The organism is Chryseobacterium lactis (assembly GCF_003815875.1).
GTDB classification, from domain to species: domain Bacteria; phylum Bacteroidota; class Bacteroidia; order Flavobacteriales; family Weeksellaceae; genus Chryseobacterium; species Chryseobacterium lactis.
In genome coordinates this window covers 945,406-965,984 of record NZ_CP033924.1, presented here as the reverse complement: position 1 = coordinate 965,984, position 20,579 = coordinate 945,406, and the positions used below count along the sequence as shown (strand labels likewise).

The window sequence follows — 20,579 nt, the reverse complement described above, 5'->3', positions numbered from 1 at the left end:
AAATACACAAAAACTGATTGTTAACAGAAGTTTCATGTTTCGTTCAAAAAAATTAACTTTACGGAGACAAAAATTATTGGAATGCGAAAGACAATTTCTGTGAAAACTCCGGATTTTAGTGTATTACCTCAGGAAAGAGAGATCTACAACTTTGAAAAAGACGGACTGGAGCTTAAATCATCTTATGAAAAAAAAGATGTTAAAAATAAAGAATTAACACAGACTTCTCCGGGAATTGAACCCTACTTAAGAGGGCCGTATTCCACGATGTATGTTCAGAAACCATGGACGATCCGCCAGTATGCAGGGTTTTCTACGGCAGAAGAATCCAATGCTTTTTACAGAAGAAATCTTGCCGCAGGACAGAAAGGTCTTTCAGTAGCTTTCGATCTTGCTACACACAGAGGATATGACTCTGACCACACAAGAGTAGTTGGTGACGTAGGAAAAGCAGGGGTAGCCATTGATTCCGTTGAAGATATGAAGATCCTTTTCAACGAAATTCCCTTGGATCAGATCTCCGTTTCCATGACAATGAACGGTGCCGTACTTCCTATTTTGTCATTTTATATCGTAGCTGCTGAAGAACAAGGGGTAAAGCAGGAACTGCTTTCAGGAACCATTCAGAATGATATTCTAAAGGAATTCATGGTGAGAAATACCTATATCTATCCACCGGCACCTTCTATGAAGATCATTGCAGATATTTTTGAATATACTGCTCAGAACATTCCCAAATTCAATTCTATTTCCATTTCAGGATATCATATGCAGGAAGCCGGAGCAACTCCGGTACTGGAAATGGCCTATACATTAGCAGACGGCCTCGAATACGTAAGAACCGGTATCAAAGCGGGAATGAACGTAGATGATTTCGCTCCAAGACTTTCATTCTTCTGGGCTATAGGGATGAATCACTTCATGGAAATTGCTAAAATGAGGGCCGCAAGATATATCTGGGCAACCCTTTTAAAGCAATTTAACCCTCAGAATCCAAAATCGTTAGCACTAAGAACACATTCACAGACTTCCGGTTGGTCACTGACCGAGCAGGAGCCGTTCAATAATATTACCAGAACAGCTATAGAAGCACTGTCTTCAGCATTAGGAGGAACACAATCACTGCACACCAATGCATTAGATGAAGCTATTGCTCTTCCAACAGATTATTCAGCAAAAATTGCCAGAAATACACAGATCATTCTCCAGCAGGAAAGCGGAATATGCGATGTGGTAGATCCTATGGGAGGAAGCAACTTGGTAGAAAGCCTTACCCAGCAGATGATTGAAGAAGCGATGAGGTATATCGATGAGGTAGAACAGGAAGGTGGGATGACCAAAGCTATTGAAGCAGGGATTCCAAAAATGAGAATCGAAGAAGCAGCGGCCAAAAAGCAGGCTAAGATTGATAGTGGTGAAGAATTTATCATCGGAGTAAACTCTTTCAGATCAGCTTTAAAACAAGATGCCATCGAGATTCTGGACATTGATAACACCGAAGTTCGAAGAAAGCAGATCGAAAGACTAAACACGATAAAAACAGAAAGAAACCCCGACGCTGTAACCGAAATCTTAAACGACATCCGTGAAAGTGCAAAAACAGGAAAAGGAAACCTGTTGGCACTATGCATCGAAGCCGCTAGAAGAAGAGTTACCCTTGGCGAAATGAGCGATGCCATGGAAGAAACTTTCGGACGATATAAGGCCAATATTAAAACAATTTCTGGAGTATACGCTATGAACGCCGGTAAAAACGAATATTTTGAAAAAGCCCTTAACCTGACTCAAAAATTTGAAGAGGAGGAAGGACGCCGCCCAAGGATTATGGTGGCAAAAATGGGCCAGGATGGGCATGACCGAGGAGCTAAAGTGGTAGCTACAGCCTTTGCCGATATGGGATTTGATGTCGATGTTGCCCCATTATTTCAAACTCCTGAAGAAGTTGCCAAACAGGCTGTGGAAAATGATATTCACATTCTGGGAGTGTCATCATTAGCTGCCGGGCACAAAACACTGGTTCCTCAGGTAGTTGGGGAGCTTAAAAAATTAGGAGCAGATGATGTTGCTATCGTTGTAGGAGGTGTAATTCCGCAGCAGGATTACGAATTCCTGTATGCAAACGGTGCCGACTTTATCTTCGGCCCGGGAACCAACCTGCCAAAATGTGCAGTGGAGATTTTAGAAAGATTATTAGCACAGTCTTCAGATCAGTAGACTGACAATACCATACAAAAGGCTGCTTCAATTTTGAAACAGCCTTTTTTTTATTTCTTGATTTCTATGATTTTTCCATCATCCGAAATTTGATAATACGCATTAGTTATACTTTGGCTTTCACCATCTAAGGTATGATCTGTAGTTACAGTCACTTTACCGCTTTTACTGATTTCATAGCTGCTGAACTCTTCCTTTTTATCATCCTTTCCAGGATCAAACCAGATTCCTTCAACGTATAGTTCACCTACAATTTTATTTTCTACGACTGTAAGCAGGTAATACCGGTAATCAAAGTCCCCACAGTCCATAGGAACAAGAATAAGATCCATACCTTTATATGGGGTTAAAGGAAAATACCTGAATTTTAGCTCTCCACAGGTATACTGTTGCGAACCTTCCGGTAAGAAATCGGTTTCCAGAAATTTGACATCTACTCTGGGAAGACTTTCTATAGGTAGGTTGTATTTTCCTTTTTTTAAACCGGATTCTGGCTGAACAGACTCATTCGTCATCTGTCTCCATTTTTCAATTGATATATAATCTCCGGAAACAGGTTCCATAATCTTTAGACTATTACACTGATCACTTGAAGCTTGGAAAATATGGTAGGTTTCAAAACGATCCGGCCCGTTATAACCTACAGAAATTGAATAATCCCAGCCGTTATTTACTTTTGTACTGTCTACAAGAAAACCGATCTTTCCTTTTCCTTTGGTTTCTGATTCCAGAAACTTAGCCTCACTTTTTATTTCCTCTAAATTCAGGATTTTTTCCATAAAATCAGACGAATAGCAGGTATTGTCAATGGTTTTTACAATCTCTTTTTCTACAGCTTTCTCTTTCTTACATCCCACGAAAAGTAAAGGAAGTATTCCTAATAAAAGTTTATACATGAAATAATTTTTTCACAAAAATAAGATTTAAAAAATTGAACATTTAAAAAATAATTCTATATTTGCACCTGAAAATCAAGTTTAACCATTTAAAAACAACGAAGCAATGTTCAGAACAAATCAGAATTTTACAGTTGGATTGCCACTTATGGTGGTAAGGCTTCGTGGTTTGGTACACTCTTAGAATAACAGTACAATGAAATATCAAAACCCGAAGTCGTAGAGATTTCGGGTTTTTTATTGCGCAATATTTCAAAACTCAAATTTAGTTTCCCCGAAATCTTTTTTAGTGTCATTAAGAACAAAATGAAAGAATCTGTCGTGATTCAAATTCATCTGTTCATCATTGTAAAATCCATCAACTAATGTTTTAGTTGAATAAAGGAGTAGATGCAATATAAATTCGGAATCCCGGATCTTGTATCTGATACTCTGTGCCTTAAAATGGAAAATGATAACCTTCTGTTGTATCGCCTGAGAAGTACGAGAAGCAGAAAAAGAACAAAAAGAAAAGATGTAATAAAGCAGATAAGAAAAAAGTATCAACGTAGTGAAGTGCTGAGAGATGCAAGAAGAAATATTCAGTGGATTCCACTTGATGTCCCCTACCAAAGAGGATTTGTAAGATTCTTTGTAGTAAGGGAAGAGGTCATCAGATCCAAAGACGGAGAGTTTTTTGAAGGAATTCTGAAGAAAATCAATACCTGGATGTATTCCGAGAGCCGCCGGTTTCTCAAAAAGAAAAAGAAATTCGGAAGAAGAATATATGTTGAAAAAGAGCAAAAACTTAAGCCTATATCTTCCTGGTCCTGGAGTGATCCGAAACTCGCATTTACCGCAAGGGAAAGACAATATTTTCTGAAATATGAAGAATACTGTCCCTACCGGAAATGCAACGAAGTATACTACGAATTTACCGAACCATGGAGGTTTACCTTAAGAGTAAGACCCAATATGATTACCCATTACAAGCCTGTAGATTTCGAGTTGGAAAAAGAATATGCAGAGCTGGAATCATACTTATGGCAACATAAAAATGCCGGGATTATTTACAAAACAATTTATGGTAAATCAAATTCATGGAGATCGGAAAAAGAAGATTCAAACCTTATCAAAAGCAGGAAATATTTTACCTGCGCACACACTGCAACAGAGATTGCAGAAAGCTTTCTGGACGTATAAGTCCAACTATTATTTAAAACCAAAACAATGGGAAATTTAAAACTAAAAGGAAAAGATATATTAAAACTGGGCTATCCGAATAATCAAAGCATCAATGTGGCGCTTGAAGTCATGAAAAGGAACTTTGCCACCAAAAATATCCATCACGTAAAATCTATTTTAAAAGAAATCCTGGTCAATCCGGAAAACTTTGAAAAAGACTTAACCTTCGGGCAGATCGCAGAAACTTTGCTTTCTTCAAAAAAGACAGAAAAAAGAATGCTGAATTCACAGCGTGCCTCTTTTCAGATCTTTGGAAATAACATTTCTGAAGAAGCAAAAAACCAACTGTACACCGCATTGAAATTGCCAATTTCAACACAAGGCGCTTTAATGCCTGATGCCCACAGTGGTTATGGCCTTCCGATCGGAGGCGTACTCGCCGTAGAAAATGCAGTCATTCCTTATGGAGTAGGCATGGATATCGGCTGCAGGATGAGCCTCAGTATTTTGGATACCCCCGTTTCATATCTGAACGGTGCAAGAGATAAATATGAAAAAGCTCTTGCAGAACACACAAAATTCGGAATGTATGAGACTCACAAATCTCACATAGACCATGAAATCTTCGACAGAGATACCTTTGACCTCATTCCGATTTTAAGAAGATTAAAAGGAAAAGCCATTAAACAAATGGGATCTTCCGGCGGAGGAAACCACTTCGTAGAATTCGGAGAAGTAGAAATCACCGAAGAAGACGAGCAGATAGGATTACCAAAAGGAAAATATCTGGGAATCCTTTCTCACAGCGGATCCAGAGGATTGGGAGCAGAGATTGCCCAGTATTATTCCAGAGTAGCCACAGAACAATGTCCGCTACCAAGAGAGGCCCAACAGTTTGCATGGCTTGACCTGAGTACACACCTCGGTTTGGAATATTGGACTGCCATGAACCTCGCCGGAGACTATGCTTCAGCATGTCACGATGACATCCACAGAAGATTGGTAAAAGCCGTAGGAGGCAGGGTGAAAGCCAGAATTGAGAACCATCACAACTTCGCCTGGAAGGAAATTCACAACGGAAAAGAAGTGATTGTTCACAGAAAAGGAGCAACCCCGGCCCATGAAAATGAATTGGGAATGATCCCGGGTTCAATGACCGAAAAAGGATTTATTGTTCGTGGGAAAGGAAATCCCGATTCTCTGAAATCGGCGTCGCATGGCGCAGGAAGAGCACATTCCAGAGGAGAATGCAGAAGCCTTTTTACTCAGAATGATATCAAAAAAGAACTGAAGCTGAAGAATGTGACATTGATGGGTGGAAATACAGAAGAAGCACCAATGGCCTATAAAAACATTCATGAAGTGATGAATGCACAAAGCGAACTGGTCGACATTCTGGGAACATTTCAACCGAGAATCGTGAGAATGGATCGGTAATCAGCCCAGTATTCAGGAGCTTAATCCCGCTTTCCGCACTCGCTATTTTTCTTTTACAAAAGAAAAATGAGCTCAAACAATTGCTGCAATCGGGGCTAACCTAACAGGTTTCAAAAACCTGTTAGGTTTTAACTAACAAAAAGAAGGTTTGTAAGAAACTGATTAAAATTATTAGATAATGATCAGTTGACAACCTTCACCTAAAAAAACAAAAAAATGGGAGCACCACATAATATAAAAAGATACGGTGAAGTCTGGCCGGAATTCAGAATCCGGTTAGGACTCAAAATTTTAGACAAATTAAAAGATAAAGTCATTATTTCAGGAGGATGGGCCTGGCATTTTATGTCTGAAACCGGACATACAGAATACAAACACGCCCATGATCACAAGGATATCGACATTTTTGTAACAAAGGAAAACGTAGCTGAGGTTGTGATGACCTTGCAGAATGAAGGATTTCAGAAAGTATGGACCCGCTACGATCATCTGCCAAGCAAGGAAAACTTCCGCAGGTACGAGAAAACAGTAGAACTGGAAAATGAAAAATTCCACAGAATTACCATCGATTTTTTTGAAAGAGATGATCTCGATACTGTTGAATGCAACGGATTTACAGTTGTAGAACCCTCTCTGTTACTTTCTTTTTACAGGAATATTCACTCCAGTGATAAATGCTGGGCAGTAATGGCTGCAAAAGATCTTTTACAAAAGGGAATTGATCCGTTGGAACATCCCCAATTAAGCAAAATGCCAAAATAAAAATGGAAAAAATAATACAGATCACTTCCGGGAGAGGTCCTTTAGAATGCCAATGGGTGGTTTCAAAAGTGCTGAAGACCTTTCTTGACGAAGTGAAACAAAATAATTTGGAGTACGAAATCATTCATCGTGAAAACGGTGATGAGAATCTGACTTTAAAATCCGTGACCCTGCTTTTAAAAGGAAAAGAAACAACAACGTTTTTAAAGAGCTGGCTGGGAAGTATTTGCTGGACAGGAAAAAGTACATTCAGAAAATTACATAAAAGAAGCAACTGGTTTATCGGTGTTTTTGAACTGGAGAATCTTGAAAAGATAGACTTCAGAGAAAAAGACATTAAATTTCAAACAGCCAGAAGCCAGGGAAGTGGCGGGCAAAATGTAAACAAAGTGAACACTGCTGTTCGTGCCACCTATATTCCGACAGGAGAAACTGTATTCGTACAGGATTCAAGGTCTCAGTTAGAAAATAAAAAGCTTTCTATTTCTAGATTAAAGAAAAAAGTAATGGAAACACATATCCGGCAACTGGAAAAAAGAATGCAGGAAACCTGGGCTCAACATCTCCAGGTGCAACGTGGGAATCCTGTCCGTACATTTTCCGGAACAGATTTTAAAAAGAACCATCAGGACAGATCTTTTAAAAAACAAAGAAATAGCCTGAAAAATGAATTAAAAAACGATAAAAATGACCTTAACTAAAAATAAATATTACTTCGAAGCCCTGGACAATTATCCATACAATCTACCGGATTGCATGGAGGCCTTGAACTACGCATTATCATATGAGCCCGAAGATGCAGACAGTCTTTGCCTTATGGGAAGAATTTACTCCGAAATGCTAAAGGATTATGAGATGGCAAAAAAATACTTTGAGGAAGCTTTACAAAATAACATAAACAATCTCAACACTCCAAAGTACTATCTTGAATGTCTTTTGAACAATGAAGATTATAATGAAGCAGAAAAGCTCATTGCGTTTGCTTTAAAAATAAAAGGAATTGACAAAGCCGAAATTCTTTATCAGCACGCTCTTTTATTAGAAAGGAACGAGAAATATAAAAAAGCTTTATTGAAACTTAAAGAAGCAAAAAAGTTGAGTTACAGTACTTCTATGACTTCTATGCTGAAAGAAAAGGAGAAGTTTATAAAGGATAAGAAGAAAAAGTAAGATAAGCCTGAAATATCTGAATGAAAAAATTATAAGTAAAAAAGCTTAGATAAAGAATATAAAAAAAGGAAAAGAAGGCATAGTAGCCTTCTTTTTTAATAATATTTTTGAAAAATATTCTAAATATTGTGAATAATTCATAGATTTATTGGATAAAAAATGACTTTATGAATAAAAAATTATCTTTATTGCCAATATCAGTGGCTTTCTTATTTGGTTTTGCGAATGTCAACGCACAGAATTCGACAAAACTTATCCAGGATTATTATCAAAAAAATGGACAATTAACTCAAAAAAGTAATGCTAACGATAAAATTGGCGTTGTGATTTTGAATGAAGATGCTTCCAAAAGTTTGGGAGCTCATATTGTTAACGTACAACAAACCTATAATGGACTTAAAGTGTACAATGCACTTGGAAAAGTGATCATAAAAGGAGATCAGATCGTATCCGAAAAAAATGACTTCAACAGAAATGTAATAGTAGCCAACCAGAAAAAAGTACAGGATCGGTTTTCCGAAGGTTTTCTCATGCAAAAGTTGGGATTGAGCAAAATTTCTGAAGCGGATTATTCATCCGATGTCTATTTTGAAAAAAATGGAGTGTATGTTCTTTCCAAGGAAATATTTGTTTCCGATGGAAATTCTTCAGATGTATGGCATGTGATTGTTGATGCCGGTAGCGGAGAGGTTCTTACCAAAGACAATATGACATTGGACTGTAATTTTGAAAACAGTTCTGATTCTCATGAAAAGCATCATGAAAAGTTAGATTCACCTTGGAATCCTCAGCCGACGGATATAAAAGTTAATGCTCAAAGTACAACAGCAAGCCTTCTCTTACCTTCGAATGCATCCTATAATATTTTTCCGCTCCCGATAGAAGCTCCTACATTTGGGGGGCGTACGATTATCAATAATCCATGGGACCTGGTAGCATCTCCTGAAGGGTGGCATTCCGACGGAACCAACAGTTATACCAATACAAGAGGAAACAATGTCTATGCCTATTCTGACCAGGACAATGCCAATACACCTGGATATTCTCCAGATGGGGGAAGCACCAGAAACTTCGACTTCCCTTTTGCAGATGACAGATTTGCTAATCCATTTGCCTATAGAGACGCCGCTGTGACCAACTTGTTTTATATGAATAACAAAATGCATGACATTTTCTATAAGTTTGGATTTACAGAAACAGCCAGAAACTTTCAAACTAATAATTTTGCCAACGGAGGTATTGGAGGAGATGCTGTGAGAGCAGAAGCATTTGATGGAAGTGGTCTCAATAACGCCAACTTTAGCTCAGGATACGAAAGAGTTGTTTCAGGGCAAATTCAGGTATTGGCGCCCAGAATGCAGATGTATCTGTATGACAGAACACAAACGGCAGATGATCCTATCCTGAGATATCAGTATAATTCTCCGGCAACGATAATAAACAGACCTAAAGCCTTAACCGCCGGAGCTTCATTCGGCCCTATTTTTGGACCGCCTGTAACCGGTGATCTGGTAATTTCTTCCCCGGCAGACGCCTGTACCGCACCGGCTGCAGGAAGTCTTACCAACAAAATAGCCCTCATAACGAGCACAGGTTGTGAATATGGTCTTAAAGTGCTGAACGCTGAAAATGCTGGTGCTATAGGAGTCATTGTCTACAGACCCGCCGCTGATGCTCCCGTAGGTATGGGCGCAGGAAATTCAGGAGGGCAGGTGTCTATTCCGTCGATCAATATTGGTAAAGCAGAAGGTGAATTTATGATAGCACAACTGAACAATGGTCCGGTTAATGTCACATTAAATTTCGATTACAGCGGATTCAAACATTCAAGCTTTGATAATGGAATTATTGCTCACGAGTATGGACATGGAATTTCGAACAGATTGACAGGTCAGGGATACAGTTGCCTCTCTACTACCAATACAACAGAACAAATGGGAGAAGGGTGGTCAGATTATTTCGCCCTGATGATTACAACCAGGCCTGGTGACACTTCTGCTCTTGCAAGAGGAGTTGGTACATATCCGAAAGGCCAGCCTATTACAGGGGTGGGGATCAGACCTGCTAAATATTCTCCGGATTTTTCAGTGAATGACTATACCTACGCAAAAACAAATACAGCCGTGATCCCACATGGAGTCGGCTTTATATGGGCAACAATGTTATGGGATCTTACCTGGAAATATATTGAGAAATATGGGTACAACAGCGATGTCCTTGCAAGTACTACTTCCGGAAATGCAAAAGCTTTACAAATTGTAATAGATGGACTTAAATTACAAGCCTGTAGTCCTTCTTTTATTGATGGCAGAGATGCTATTCTTCAGGCCGATGCTGTTGGAAACGCAGGTGCAGATAAATGTATGATCTGGAATGCTTTTGCTAAAAGAGGACTGGGAGTCAATGCTTCCGCAGGAAGTAAAACCGTTTCAAATGATCAGGTGGAAGACTTTACAGTTCCTCAAGAATGTAACGCTTCTCTGGAAACTAAGGAGCTTACAGTTGCAGATAATCGATTTGTCATTTTCCCGAATCCGACCTATGATGAATTCTTTGTAGGAAATATTGATAAATCATCCAAAGAAGTTAAAATCAGAATGTTTGATATGTCCGGAAAACTGGTGTTTACCGATTCCAGAGAATCTGCTTCTAAAAAAGCCATTTCTACCAGAGGATTCCAGAAAGGAGTATATATGGTTCATATTCAGCAGGGAGATAAAACTCAGGTTGAGAAGTTGATTGTAAGGTAATTGAGTTTAAATTTTAACATAATATAAGACTGCTTCATATGAAATTTATTATTTGAAAATAGCATAACATATTAAATAAAATAAGCAGAAAAAGGAGAAAGAAGACAAAATACGTCTTCTTTTTTCTTTTAACAGGGTTTTTAATGTTTTGATTGTAGTTGTCTGTAAATTAGGACGATAAAAAACCTTTGAATATGAATAGAAAATTATTTTTACTGCCAATCTGTTTGGCTGTTTCTTTGACCACTGGTGCGCTGCATGCACAAAACTCAGCAAAACTTATTCAGGATTACTATCAAAAAAATAGTCAATTGAAACTGAAAGGTAATACAACAGACAAAACTGAAGTTATCATTTTAAATGAAGACCCATCCAAAAGTTTGGGACTAACTATTGTAAACGTTCAGCAGACTTTTAAAGGCCTTAGAATTTATAATGCCTTGGGAAAGGTGCTTATTAAAGATAACAAGGTTGTTTCCGAAAGTAATGAATTTAAAAGAAATGTCGTGGTATCTGATCAGAAGAATACTCAGGAAAAAATTTCAGAAGATTTACTTAGAAAAAAATTAAGGATCGGTGAAATTTCTAAGATTGACTATTTGCCCAACGTTTATTTTGAAAAAAATGGGGTTTATGTTCTTTCAAAAGAAATTTTTGTTTCAGATAAAAACTCTCCTGCTGTCTGGCATGTAATTGCCGATGCTGCAACAGGAGAAATATTGAGTAAATATAATACTGTGCTTAGCTGTAATTTTCAAAATGATGCTCATTCAGATAAGATGAATGAAAATACATCTGCTCCTCTTGCTGATTTTTCTCCAATGAAAAATATGTTATCCGGAACAAAAACATTACTGTTGCCTAGCAATAGCTCTTATAACGTTTTCCCTCTACCGGTAGAAGCTCCCACTTTTGGATCCCGTTCACTTGTAAATAACCCATGGAATTTGACATCATCTCCGGAAGGATGGCATTCTGACGGAACAAATAATTATACCAATACAAGAGGAAATAATGTGTATGCATATTCAGATCAGAACAATACCAATACACCCGGATATTCTCCGGACGGAGGTAGTACACTTAGTTTTGATTTTCCTTTTGCAGATGGAAGATATGAAAATCCTATGACGTATAGAGATGCTGCCATTACCAATTTGTTTTATATGAATAATAAAATGCATGACATCTTCTACAAGTTTGGGTTTACAGAAACAGCAAGAAATTATCAAACAAATAATTTCAATAAAGGAGGTTTAGGGAATGATGCTGTAAACGCAGAAGCATTTGATGGGAGTGATTTTAGTAATGCTAATTTTGATCCTGGCTACGAGTATGTAATTGGTAGAGTAAATGTTGTTTCTGCACCAAGAATGCAGATGTATCTCTTTGAAAGACCGGATACGGCATCAGATCCTATTTCAAGATATCACTACAATTCTCCAGCCAGTATTACAACCCGACCGAGAGTAGAGGCTAAGCCCCTTTTTTGGGGTACTATTTATGGGCCACTTGAAACGGGTGATTTAGCACTTACGGTTCCGGATAATGCTTGTACAGTTATGGTATCCGGAAGTTTGACTGGTCGAATAGCCCTGATAAAGAATGGCGGTTGTGACTATGATCTACAGGTTTTTAACGCTCAAAAGGCAGGCGCAATCGGTGTAATTGTATATAATCCATCTTCTGATTCTCCTGCTGATGCTGATAGTAGTTCATGGAGTTATTATGACCAAGTGACTATTCCTTCTCTTAACATTGGGAAAAATGAAGGAGAATATCTTAAAAATGAAATTCTTGCCGGAACCACCATTAATCTTACACTAAGTAATAAAGATTATAATGGCTATAAGCATTCAAGTTTGGACAACGGAGTCATAGCTCATGAATATGGACATGGGATTTCCAATCGATTAACAGGGCAGGGATATAGTTGCCTTAGAAGTGATATGTCCGCAGAACAGATGGGTGATGGCTGGTCGGATTATTTTGCTTTAATGTTAACAACAAGACCAGGTGATACATCTGCCTTAGCAAGAGGAATGGGTACTTATGTTTTTAACGAGCCAACGGACGGTGTGGGCATCAGGTTAGCAAAATATTCTCCTGATTTTTCAGTAAATGATTATACCTATGCAAAAACAAATACAGTATTCATCCCACATGGAACAGGTTTTATATGGGCGACTATGTTATGGGATCTTACCTGGAAGTATATTGAAAAGTATGGATATAACAGTGATGTAATGGCAAGTGCTACTTCAGGGAATGCGCGAGCTTTGCAAATTGTGATGAATGGGCTTAAACTTCAGGTTTGTAACCCTTCCTTTATAGATGGAAGGGATGCTATTCTAAAGGCTGATGCTACTGGAAATGGAAGCGCAGACAAATGTATGATATGGAATACTTTTGCGAAAAGAGGCTTGGGTGTTAATGCTTCTGCCGGAATTAAGGCAGTAGGGACTGATCAGGTAGAAGATTTTACGGTTCCACAGGAATGTAATACTTTGGCGACCCAGGATCTTAAAGGTGTTGATAATAAATTTATCATTTTCCCGAATCCTACTTATGATGAATTCTTTGTAGGAAATATTGATAAATCATCCAAAGAAGTTAAAATCAGAATGTTTGATATGTCAGGAAAACTGGTATTTACCGATTCCAGAGAATCAGCTTCTAAGAAAGCTATTTCTACCAGAGGATTCCAGAAAGGAGTATATATGGTTCATATCCAACAAGGTGAAAAGACTCAGGTTGAGAAATTGATTGTGAGATAATATTCTTCTATTAAAAGAAAAAAAATAAGCTTTCCCAGGAAAGCTTATTTTTTATTTACAGAGATTAAATAATCATAGACCATTTGATGTTGTTCATCGTTGAGTTTAGCTTTAGGAGCCATTCTGCTTAATGTTTTTATCCAGCCTTGGTCATCATGTTTTGTAGGTTCCGGTAGCTTATGACACTTGGCGCAAGAGTTTTCAAAAATAGTTTTTCCCTGAGCAAGTTGTTCAGATGAGGTATACTTGGGGCCGGTTACTGCCACACTTTTAGGTCCACAGGACACCAGAAATGCTGATGCGGCGATACCTGTTAAAATTAATTTTTTCATAGCCATATCTTTGTTTTGGTAATTATTTTTTTACAGAAACGATATAATCATAAACCCACTGATGCTGTTCATCTGTCAGTTTTGCCTTTGGAGCCATCGAATTCATGATTCCTACCCATTGTACAGGGTTATGTGAAGTAGGATCCGGTAGCTTGTGACATCTTCCACATGAATTCTCGAATATAGTTTTTCCCTGTGCGATTTGCTCCGCCGTAGACGTTGAAGATCCTGGAGTAACAGGAGATGTAGACGCTTTTGGAGTACAGGAAACAAGGAGAATAGCAATGAATGATGCCGCAGCAATGAGTTTTTTCATGTTTCTTATTTTTGATATATAACAAATGTAATAAATTCTGCAGGCCTTTGATACAGAGGGTTGTAGTTTTAATTTAGAAGAAATAAAAATTAAAATAATGTGAAATAGTGAATACGAATCAGTGCCAGCTAATTGATTTTGGTTTTACCTTTAAGCATAGACTATTGATGATTCGCTTTTTAATTATTACTTTTGAATCAATGAAATTTTCTACAGAACAGCTCATGGAAGGAATACAATCAGGAAATAAACGCCTGATTGCAAAAGCGATTACATTAGTTGAAAGTAAAAAAGCAGAACACAGAATACAGGCAGAGGAACTTTTAAAAAAGATCATGCCTTTCACAGGAAATTCCATCAGGGTAGGAGTGACGGGAGTGCCCGGAGCAGGCAAGTCTACCTTTATTGAAAGTTTCGGAAGATTGGCTATTAATCAAGGTAAAAAAGTTGCGGTTCTAGCTATTGATCCGAGTTCTTCAATTAATAAGGGAAGTATTTTAGGAGATAAAACCAGGATGGAAGAATTGGCGAAAGAAGAGAATGCGTTTATCCGGCCTTCCCCAAGTTCCGGTTTTTTAGGCGGTGTTGCCAATACAACCTTTGAAACCATGATGATATGTGAAGCTGCAGGCTATGATTATATTTTAATCGAAACAGTAGGAGTGGGGCAATCCGAGGTACTGGTTGCTGATATTACCGATGTTTTTTTATTTCTTAAAATCATTGGTGGTGGAGATGAGCTTCAGGGTATAAAGCGAGGAATCATGGAGATGGTAGATCTTATTTTTATCAATAAAGTGGATCAGGACAATCTTCAGAAAGCAAAAAATACAAGACTTGAGTTAAAGCGGGCGCTGGATTTTATTCCTCCAAAAGAAAAAGGGTGGAAAATTCCTGTTGTACTAGGTTCTGCTCTGCAAAACGAAGGCCTGAGTGATGTTTATGATAAAATTTCTGAGTTTATTGATCTTAAAAAGAAAGATGGTCGTTTTGAAGAAGTTCGAACTCTACAAGCGGAAAAACGTTTTGAATATTGGGTTCAGGAATATATTTTGTCCTTAATGAAAAAAAGTAATACAGTGGAAGAAGCCTATCTTATCCACAAAAAAAATGCTTCAGACAGGATTTCTAATCCGAGTACCGAAGCAAAGCTATTTGTTGAGAAATTTTTGTCCGCTGAAAACAGGGATTAAAGTTTTTCCTTTTCCTGTTTTACTACATTTTTAGAAACATATCCGGTATAGGTAATGGGCTGTCTGTCATTACTTCGCATAGAAACAAAAGCACTGCCACTTGAATAAATCTCGAGAATGATCTCATCAACATTTTTCACATCATTAGGTTTGACCCTTAAAACCCAGGTACCTTTTTTATTTTGAGATTTATTGACTGTGAAATCTTTTGAAGTAAATCTATAGCTGTTGCTGCTGGTATCACCAAAAGTCGGATTAAATACCCTTCCGAAATAAGGAAGTACTACATCCAGATTGTTTTTATTCATTACAATAGTATAATCTCCATTAAGATCCAATATTCTAGTGGAAGTGGAGTTTGGAATAGAATTCATCACATTAATAACATCATAATTCATTGGATTTGCTCTCTGTGCATTGAATGTGAGTTCCTGGGAATTCACTAAAGCATCAACCGTTTTTGAATCTAATGATCCTTGTGAGGCACAACTTTGAAAAAGGAACAAAAATCCAAAAATCATCAGAAGTGAAATATACTTTTTCATAATAGACATAATTATTACTTGTAAACAGCAAAATGTATGCAAATATATTGTTTCCAAAATATTTTGGAATAAAAATTGTTAATGTTGAATTATTAACACTCAAAATATGAAATTTACACATCTATTTGGAATTGGAGCGATTGCTCTGTCGGCCGTTGCCTGTACTACTAACCCGATTACCGGGAGATCGTCTTTACAGCTGGCCAATAATTCAGAAATTTTAACAATGTCGGCACAAGAATATAAAACGACATTGTCTAAAGGTAAGGTAATTACCGGAACAGCAGATGCAAAGAGAGTGGTAAATGTAGGAAGCAGAATCAAAAACGCAGCGGAAAGATATTATCAAAATATTGGAAGAACATCAGATCTTGCGAATTACAGCTGGGAATTTAACCTTCTTCAAAGCAGCGAATTGAATGCATGGTGTATGCCTGGTGGAAAAGTAGCTGTTTACACGGGGATATTGCCAATTACAAAGGATGATAACGGACTTGCTGTAGTAATGGGGCATGAGGTTTCTCACGCCTTGGCTGGTCATGGAAATGAAAGAATTTCTCAGGCGATGATGGCTCAGTATGGAGGAGCGTTGCTTGGAGGGGCTATTTCAAATGCACAATGGGCAAGTGTATTCCAGAAGGTATATCCGATCGGTTCACAGGTTGCCTTGTTGAAGTATGGAAGAGGTCAGGAGTCAGAAGCTGATGAAATGGGGCTTTATCTGATGTCTATGGCAGGATATGATCCAAGAGCTGCGGTTCCTTTCTGGAACAGAATGGAAGGAGCATCTTCAGGTTCAAGACAGCCGGAATTCCTGTCTACTCACCCAAGTCCGGAAACCAGAATCTCAGATATTAATAAAGATTTACCAAAAGCTTTAGAATATTATAAGGCTGCAGGAGGAAAAATATAATTAGAATTTTAATCTTGAGTAAAGCCTTATTAAATTTTTAGTAAATTTGGTAAGGCTTTTTTAATGTAACCACCTAAACACAATATTATGAAGAGTTTATCAATTACCGGACTTATTCTTTTAGCAGTTTCTGCTTTACTTTTTTATCTTACAACTGATTTTGCCGTGGAGCAAATTAAAATTTCTCACATCATGGGAATGATGGCCGGAGTTGGCATTGGGCTTATCATTGGCGGATTGGTAGGGTACCTAAGTAAAGGAAGTGCCATGAAGGCGGAACAGAAGAAAAAGGAATTCAAGCAATTACAGAAAGAAAAGGAAGAATTGGAAAAGCAGGCTGCTGATATTGCAAAACGTCAGGCTGAACTGGACAATCAAAATAAAAACCCTCAAATCTAGACTTGAGGGCTTTTTACAGTTGTTATTTTCGATATTGAATTAAAATTTATATCCCAAACCTACCATAAATAAGTTAGGTCTGTTGTCGTATCTGATTTCAGAACCAGAAACTTTGTTGATAAAGTTTCTTTCATCTTTACTGAAAGCACCTTCGTATCTTGCATTTACAATCAGCTTTTTAATTTCAAGCTGTGCTCCGAACTGGTATCCTACTGTAAAGTTGTTTTTGGCATTTTCTTTAAAATCATTATAGGTATTGTCTTTGCTTAGATTAAAGCTACCAACAGGCCCCACGAAAACGCCTAACATATTCCCTAAAAGGTTATATCCCAAAAGAACCGGAACATCGATACGGTTACTTTTAACATCAAAAGTAGTGTTCTCGGTAGTAAACTCATTTTTGAAATGAGTATAATAAATTTCCGGCATTACAAACAGTGAAGTAGGAAGAGCAACTTTCAAGGAAAGCCCAACATTGAAACCTACATTGTTTTTACCTGTTCCTTCAATCGCATCATTCACAGTTCCTTTGATATTAGACCATGAAGGCGAGCCAGTAGGAAATATTAAATTGGCTTTACCAGCCAGTGAAATCTGAGCAGAAGCCCACATTGAAAACCCTATTAACGCTACACTAAGTACCTTTTTCATTATCATCTATTTTTGTAATTGTATTTTCAATCGTTTTGTTATTTTCAAGTAAATATTCTCTCAGTTCTTTAAATAGTTCTGAAGAATAAACGAAATCAATCAGATTTTTATTGCCTGCAGTGATCAGAATGTCCTTATTCCCTTCCCATTCTTTGATCCCTAATCTCAGATATACAATCTTCTCCCCGATAGTCATCACAGAATTCATATCGTGAGTGTTGATAATGGTGGTCGTATTGTATTCTTTAGTGATCTCATAAAGAAGATCATCAATGACTTTGGATGTGTATGGGTCAAGTCCGGAATTGGGTTCGTCACAGAACAAATATTTGGGGTTGTTGACAATTGCTCTGGCAATCGCAACCCTTTTCTGCATTCCTCCGGAGATTTCTGAAGGATATTTTCTTTCCGCTTTATCAAGATGTACCCTGCCTATTACCTCGAAAACTCTTTTCTTTTTCTCTCGGTATGTCAGGTTCGTAAACATGTCCAATGGAAACATAATATTTTCTTCCACGGTTAAAGAATCGAATAGAGCACTTCCCTGGAATACCGTTCCGATTTCTGAACGAAGATGTTGTTTTTCGTCTCTGGTCATCGTATTTACATTACGTCCATCGAATAAAATTTCTCCTGAGGACGGCATATAAACATTCAATAAACTTTTAAGAAAAACTGTTTTTCCGGAACCACTTTGCCCAATGATCAGGTTTACCTTTCCTTTATCAAATGAGGTTGAAATTCCCTTAAGTACTTCAACATCACCAAAACTTTTCTTAAGATCTTTTACCTCAATCATTAGCTTAATATTAATTGGGTTAAAATTAACTCGGAAATGATAATAAATACCATTGTCCACACCACAGCCTGCGTACTGGCTCTACCAACTTCCAATGATCCTCCTTTCACAAAATATCCGAAATAGGAAGGAACTGTTGCAATAATGAATGCAAAAACGATGGTTTTGGTAAATGCATAATAGATAAATAAATTAGGCATATACATTTGAATACCAGTGATGTAGTCGTTTGTAGTCCAGTTTCCGGTTAAAATACCTGCAATATAACCTCCGCTAATACCAAATACAATACTGATAGCAATAAGTAAAGGGTTAAAGAGCATACAGGCAATTATTTTAGGGAAAATCAGAAAGTTAGGAGAATTTACTCCCATAATATCTAAGGCGTCAATCTGCTCAGAAACTCTCATTGTACCAATACTGGAAGCAATATAGGATCCTACTTTACCTGCTAAAATCAAACTGATGATGGTAGGTGCAAACTCCAAAACAAGTACTGCTTTTGTTGCATATCCTACAAATGAAGGTGGAATGGGAAATGAAGATGCATCAAAGTTATTGAACATCTGAATGGCCACTACAGCCCCCACGAATATTGATGTGAAGACCACAAGTCCGAAAGAATTTACTCCCAAATCATTAATTTCTCTCATGAACAGCTTCCAAAAAACCCTCATTTTCTGGGGTTTTTGCAGGGATTTGCCTAGAAGCATCATATATTCCCCTACTGCTGTGAAAAACTTTTTTAACATAGTGCTAAATTAGACTTTTTTATTGAATTAGGCCAGAGCCAAGACTAAGACTTGAGAGGCAGAAAATGTTAAAATTATCTCAATTTTAACTTATACTTTATTTTGCATTTTTATCACCTCCGACTACCAGTAATAATGTTTTTAAAATAATTACCAGATCCAGTGCAAAACTCCAGTTTCTTACGTAGAATGAGTCAGCGAGAACACGCTTTTTCATATCCACTTCCACATCTCCGTAATCACCACGCAGCCCGCTTACCTGTGCAAGACCAGTGATGCCCGGGCTTACCATGCTTCTCAAACTGTATCTTCCGATTTTGGGTTTATAGAAATTATCAACAGACAACATATGGGGACGTGGACCTACAACAGACATTTTACCTTGAAGTACGTTCATAAACTGAGGCAGCTCATCAAGGCTGGTTTTTCGTAAAAACTTACCTATTTTGGTAATCCTTGTATCATTTTCTTTCGTAGTACTGGTGGTAGATTCATCGTTCACAACCATAGTTCTGAATTTAATACAATTAAATACCTCTTCATGAAAACCATATCTTTTCTGAAGGAAAAAGACAGGCCCTTTTGATGTTGTTTTGATCAGCACCGCAATAACGGGAAATAACCAGGAGCAAATGAAAAGTAAAATGAAGGCTGAAAAGAATATGTCAAACGTTCTTTTCATCAGGAAATTAGAATAATAATCCAATGGGTATCTCGCCTGGCTTAAAACAGGCTGAGTTTGTATATATCCAAGATCATAAAGGAAAAAATCGCTTTGTGTAATACTCGGAATTAATGAGATATGAATTTTATTGTCTTCCGCCAGTTTGAAAATTTGGGTTTCAAATTCCTCATTGTAGGAGTTTTCTGTTGATAAAAACAGCGTATGAATTCCATTTTTTTTCCAAAAGCTGACCAAATCATGAATGTTCTGTTCTGAACCGGTATAATCAAATATGCGGTATCCGTAATCCTTACGGTTTTTAAAAATATTCTTTAGGATTTCGGTAGAATCATTATCTCCTAAAAACATTACATTTCTATGGTTGATCCCCAAAGAACGGAAATATTTGATCACAAAATAGATCAGTGATTTCGTAAGGAAAATGAAAGTCAGGAGATAAAATGAAAGCCAATAAATATCTGTGTTGAAGAATACATTTTTACTTACTTTTCCGATAAGCAGAACACCCAGTATAAAAAACAGGAAATGCGTAAGGAGGCGTTCCAGAAACAAGGTATAAGTAAGGTTCCTTGGGATATTGTATATTTTTGTCCTGCCGCTGAGAAGTACCCAAAACAAAAATAACAACACTAAAGAGAAAATATTCTGATACCAGGTTTCTTCATTGTATTTTAAACTTTCGTTTCTGCTTACAAAAAAGAATATGAAAATAGATGCAATAACCATGAGGTCAAGCAAAATAATGATCGATTTCAGGTATCTAGAGTATCGAATTCTCTGCATCTATCGGGGTATAACGGATACGGCTAGCTAATGTACGTATT

19 protein-coding genes are annotated in these 20,579 nt (G+C 37.5%); 11 read left to right on the top strand and 8 right to left on the bottom strand.

Going from position 1 to position 20,579, the window contains the following annotated elements; genetic code table 11:
• The first annotated feature begins 81 nt into the window (after nt 1–81).
• Nucleotides 82–2,214, top strand: a complete 2,133-nt coding sequence (gene scpA, locus EG342_RS04120) for a methylmalonyl-CoA mutase (RefSeq protein ID WP_103288542.1) — start codon at nt 82–84, stop codon at nt 2,212–2,214.
• A 50-nt stretch (nt 2,215–2,264) separates the two neighbouring features.
• Here scpA and EG342_RS04115 read toward each other — a convergent pair whose 3' ends face one another.
• Entirely contained in the window at nt 2,265–3,110 is an 846-nt protein-coding gene (locus EG342_RS04115) for a hypothetical protein (protein WP_103288541.1), read from the bottom strand.
• A 390-nt stretch (nt 3,111–3,500) separates the two neighbouring features.
• Here EG342_RS04115 and EG342_RS04110 point away from each other — a divergent pair, with 390 nt between their 5' ends.
• The 7 genes from EG342_RS04110 (at nt 3,501) to EG342_RS04080 (ending at nt 13,170) form a co-directional block, all read left to right on the top strand.
• Complete coding sequence (locus EG342_RS04110) at nt 3,501–4,292, top strand: hypothetical protein (RefSeq protein ID WP_246008731.1); 792 nt, start codon at nt 3,501–3,503, stop codon at nt 4,290–4,292.
• Nucleotides 4,293–4,319: 27 nt separating this feature from the next.
• Nucleotides 4,320–5,711, top strand: a complete 1,392-nt coding sequence (locus EG342_RS04105) for an RtcB family protein (protein ID WP_103288540.1) — start codon at nt 4,320–4,322, stop codon at nt 5,709–5,711.
• Nucleotides 5,712–5,927: 216 nt separating this feature from the next.
• Nucleotides 5,928–6,473: a nucleotidyltransferase domain-containing protein gene (locus tag EG342_RS04100; RefSeq protein ID WP_103288539.1), complete on the top strand. Its 546-nt coding sequence runs from the start codon at nt 5,928–5,930 to the stop codon at nt 6,471–6,473.
• 2 nt (nt 6,474–6,475) lie between these two features.
• A complete protein-coding gene (gene prfH / locus EG342_RS04095) occupies nt 6,476–7,174 on the top strand; it encodes a peptide chain release factor H (protein ID WP_103288538.1) in 699 nt (232 codons plus the stop codon).
• The gene (locus tag EG342_RS04090; RefSeq protein ID WP_103288537.1) at nt 7,161–7,643 is read left to right on the top strand and encodes a tetratricopeptide repeat protein; all 483 of its coding nucleotides are present in this window, start codon (nt 7,161–7,163) and stop codon (nt 7,641–7,643) included. The genes prfH and EG342_RS04090 overlap by 14 nt, the downstream gene beginning before the upstream one ends.
• Nucleotides 7,644–7,810: 167 nt before the next feature.
• On the top strand, nt 7,811–10,393 hold the full coding sequence (locus EG342_RS04085) for a T9SS-dependent M36 family metallopeptidase (RefSeq protein WP_103288536.1): 2,583 nt from the start codon (nt 7,811–7,813) through the stop codon (nt 10,391–10,393).
• Between the two features lie 194 nt (nt 10,394–10,587).
• On the top strand, nt 10,588–13,170 hold the full coding sequence (locus tag EG342_RS04080) for a T9SS-dependent M36 family metallopeptidase (RefSeq protein WP_103288535.1): 2,583 nt from the start codon (nt 10,588–10,590) through the stop codon (nt 13,168–13,170).
• 44 nt (nt 13,171–13,214) lie between these two features.
• Here the strand turns inward: EG342_RS04080 and EG342_RS04075 are convergent, their stop codons facing one another.
• Both EG342_RS04075 and EG342_RS04070 read right to left on the bottom strand, forming a co-directional pair.
• The gene (locus EG342_RS04075; RefSeq protein ID WP_246008730.1) at nt 13,215–13,508 is read right to left on the bottom strand and encodes a c-type cytochrome; all 294 of its coding nucleotides are present in this window, start codon (nt 13,506–13,508) and stop codon (nt 13,215–13,217) included.
• 16 nt (nt 13,509–13,524) lie between these two features.
• On the bottom strand, nt 13,525–13,818 hold the full coding sequence (locus tag EG342_RS04070) for a cytochrome c (RefSeq protein WP_103288534.1): 294 nt from the start codon (nt 13,816–13,818) through the stop codon (nt 13,525–13,527).
• Between the two features lie 200 nt (nt 13,819–14,018).
• Between EG342_RS04070 and meaB the strand changes: the two genes are divergently transcribed.
• Complete coding sequence (gene meaB, locus EG342_RS04065; RefSeq protein WP_103288533.1) at nt 14,019–15,011, top strand: methylmalonyl Co-A mutase-associated GTPase MeaB; 993 nt, start codon at nt 14,019–14,021, stop codon at nt 15,009–15,011.
• Here the strand turns inward: meaB and EG342_RS04060 are convergent.
• Nucleotides 15,008–15,556 (bottom strand): DUF4251 domain-containing protein, encoded by a 549-nt coding sequence (locus tag EG342_RS04060; protein ID WP_103289257.1) that lies wholly within the window; start codon nt 15,554–15,556, stop codon nt 15,008–15,010. The genes meaB and EG342_RS04060 overlap by 4 nt on opposite strands.
• A 106-nt stretch (nt 15,557–15,662) precedes the next feature.
• Here EG342_RS04060 and EG342_RS04055 point away from each other — a divergent pair, with 106 nt between their 5' ends.
• Both EG342_RS04055 and EG342_RS04050 read left to right on the top strand, forming a co-directional pair.
• Nucleotides 15,663–16,469 (top strand): M48 family metallopeptidase, encoded by an 807-nt coding sequence (locus EG342_RS04055; protein ID WP_103288532.1) that lies wholly within the window; start codon nt 15,663–15,665, stop codon nt 16,467–16,469.
• A gap of 87 nt (nt 16,470–16,556) precedes the next feature.
• Complete coding sequence (locus EG342_RS04050) at nt 16,557–16,868, top strand: lipopolysaccharide assembly protein LapA domain-containing protein (protein WP_103288531.1); 312 nt, start codon at nt 16,557–16,559, stop codon at nt 16,866–16,868.
• Nucleotides 16,869–16,907: 39 nt separating this feature from the next.
• On the opposite strand, the gene EG342_RS04045 is transcribed toward EG342_RS04050, so the two are convergent.
• The 4 genes from EG342_RS04045 to EG342_RS04030 form a co-directional block, all read right to left on the bottom strand.
• Nucleotides 16,908–17,519 (bottom strand): outer membrane beta-barrel protein, encoded by a 612-nt coding sequence (locus EG342_RS04045; RefSeq protein WP_103288530.1) that lies wholly within the window; start codon nt 17,517–17,519, stop codon nt 16,908–16,910.
• A complete protein-coding gene (locus tag EG342_RS04040; RefSeq protein ID WP_103288529.1) occupies nt 17,503–18,318 on the bottom strand; it encodes an ABC transporter ATP-binding protein in 816 nt (271 codons plus the stop codon). The genes EG342_RS04045 and EG342_RS04040 overlap by 17 nt, the downstream gene beginning before the upstream one ends.
• Nucleotides 18,318–19,070 carry an MlaE family ABC transporter permease gene (locus EG342_RS04035; protein WP_103288528.1) on the bottom strand — a complete coding sequence of 251 codons (753 nt, stop codon included), beginning with the start codon at nt 19,068–19,070 and terminating at the stop codon, nt 18,318–18,320. Before EG342_RS04035 ends, EG342_RS04040 begins: the two co-directional genes overlap by 1 nt.
• Nucleotides 19,071–19,167: 97 nt before the next feature.
• On the bottom strand, nt 19,168–20,538 hold the full coding sequence (locus EG342_RS04030; protein WP_103288527.1) for an exopolysaccharide biosynthesis polyprenyl glycosylphosphotransferase: 1,371 nt from the start codon (nt 20,536–20,538) through the stop codon (nt 19,168–19,170).
• Nucleotides 20,539–20,579: the final 41 nt, after the last annotated feature.

Excerpts from the sequence above, each read along its gene's own strand:
- scpA (WP_103288542.1), top strand. The coding sequence starts at position 82 with ATGCGAAAGACAATTTCTGTGAAAACTCCGGATTTTAGTGTATTACCT.
- EG342_RS04115 (WP_103288541.1), bottom strand. The coding sequence starts at position 3,110 with ATGTATAAACTTTTATTAGGAATACTTCCTTTACTTTTCGTGGGATGT.
- EG342_RS04110 (WP_246008731.1), top strand. The coding sequence starts at position 3,501 with ATGCAATATAAATTCGGAATCCCGGATCTTGTATCTGATACTCTGTGC.
- EG342_RS04105 (WP_103288540.1), top strand. The coding sequence starts at position 4,320 with ATGGGAAATTTAAAACTAAAAGGAAAAGATATATTAAAACTGGGCTAT.
- EG342_RS04100 (WP_103288539.1), top strand. The coding sequence starts at position 5,928 with ATGGGAGCACCACATAATATAAAAAGATACGGTGAAGTCTGGCCGGAA.
- prfH (WP_103288538.1), top strand. The coding sequence starts at position 6,476 with ATGGAAAAAATAATACAGATCACTTCCGGGAGAGGTCCTTTAGAATGC.
- EG342_RS04090 (WP_103288537.1), top strand. The coding sequence starts at position 7,161 with ATGACCTTAACTAAAAATAAATATTACTTCGAAGCCCTGGACAATTAT.
- EG342_RS04085 (WP_103288536.1), top strand. The coding sequence starts at position 7,811 with ATGAATAAAAAATTATCTTTATTGCCAATATCAGTGGCTTTCTTATTT.
- EG342_RS04080 (WP_103288535.1), top strand. The coding sequence starts at position 10,588 with ATGAATAGAAAATTATTTTTACTGCCAATCTGTTTGGCTGTTTCTTTG.
- EG342_RS04075 (WP_246008730.1), bottom strand. The coding sequence starts at position 13,508 with ATGGCTATGAAAAAATTAATTTTAACAGGTATCGCCGCATCAGCATTT.
- EG342_RS04070 (WP_103288534.1), bottom strand. The coding sequence starts at position 13,818 with ATGAAAAAACTCATTGCTGCGGCATCATTCATTGCTATTCTCCTTGTT.
- meaB (WP_103288533.1), top strand. The coding sequence starts at position 14,019 with ATGAAATTTTCTACAGAACAGCTCATGGAAGGAATACAATCAGGAAAT.
- EG342_RS04060 (WP_103289257.1), bottom strand. The coding sequence starts at position 15,556 with ATGAAAAAGTATATTTCACTTCTGATGATTTTTGGATTTTTGTTCCTT.
- EG342_RS04055 (WP_103288532.1), top strand. The coding sequence starts at position 15,663 with ATGAAATTTACACATCTATTTGGAATTGGAGCGATTGCTCTGTCGGCC.
- EG342_RS04050 (WP_103288531.1), top strand. The coding sequence starts at position 16,557 with ATGAAGAGTTTATCAATTACCGGACTTATTCTTTTAGCAGTTTCTGCT.
- EG342_RS04045 (WP_103288530.1), bottom strand. The coding sequence starts at position 17,519 with ATGAAAAAGGTACTTAGTGTAGCGTTAATAGGGTTTTCAATGTGGGCT.
- EG342_RS04040 (WP_103288529.1), bottom strand. The coding sequence starts at position 18,318 with ATGATTGAGGTAAAAGATCTTAAGAAAAGTTTTGGTGATGTTGAAGTA.
- EG342_RS04035 (WP_103288528.1), bottom strand. The coding sequence starts at position 19,070 with ATGTTAAAAAAGTTTTTCACAGCAGTAGGGGAATATATGATGCTTCTA.
- EG342_RS04030 (WP_103288527.1), bottom strand. The coding sequence starts at position 20,538 with ATGCAGAGAATTCGATACTCTAGATACCTGAAATCGATCATTATTTTG.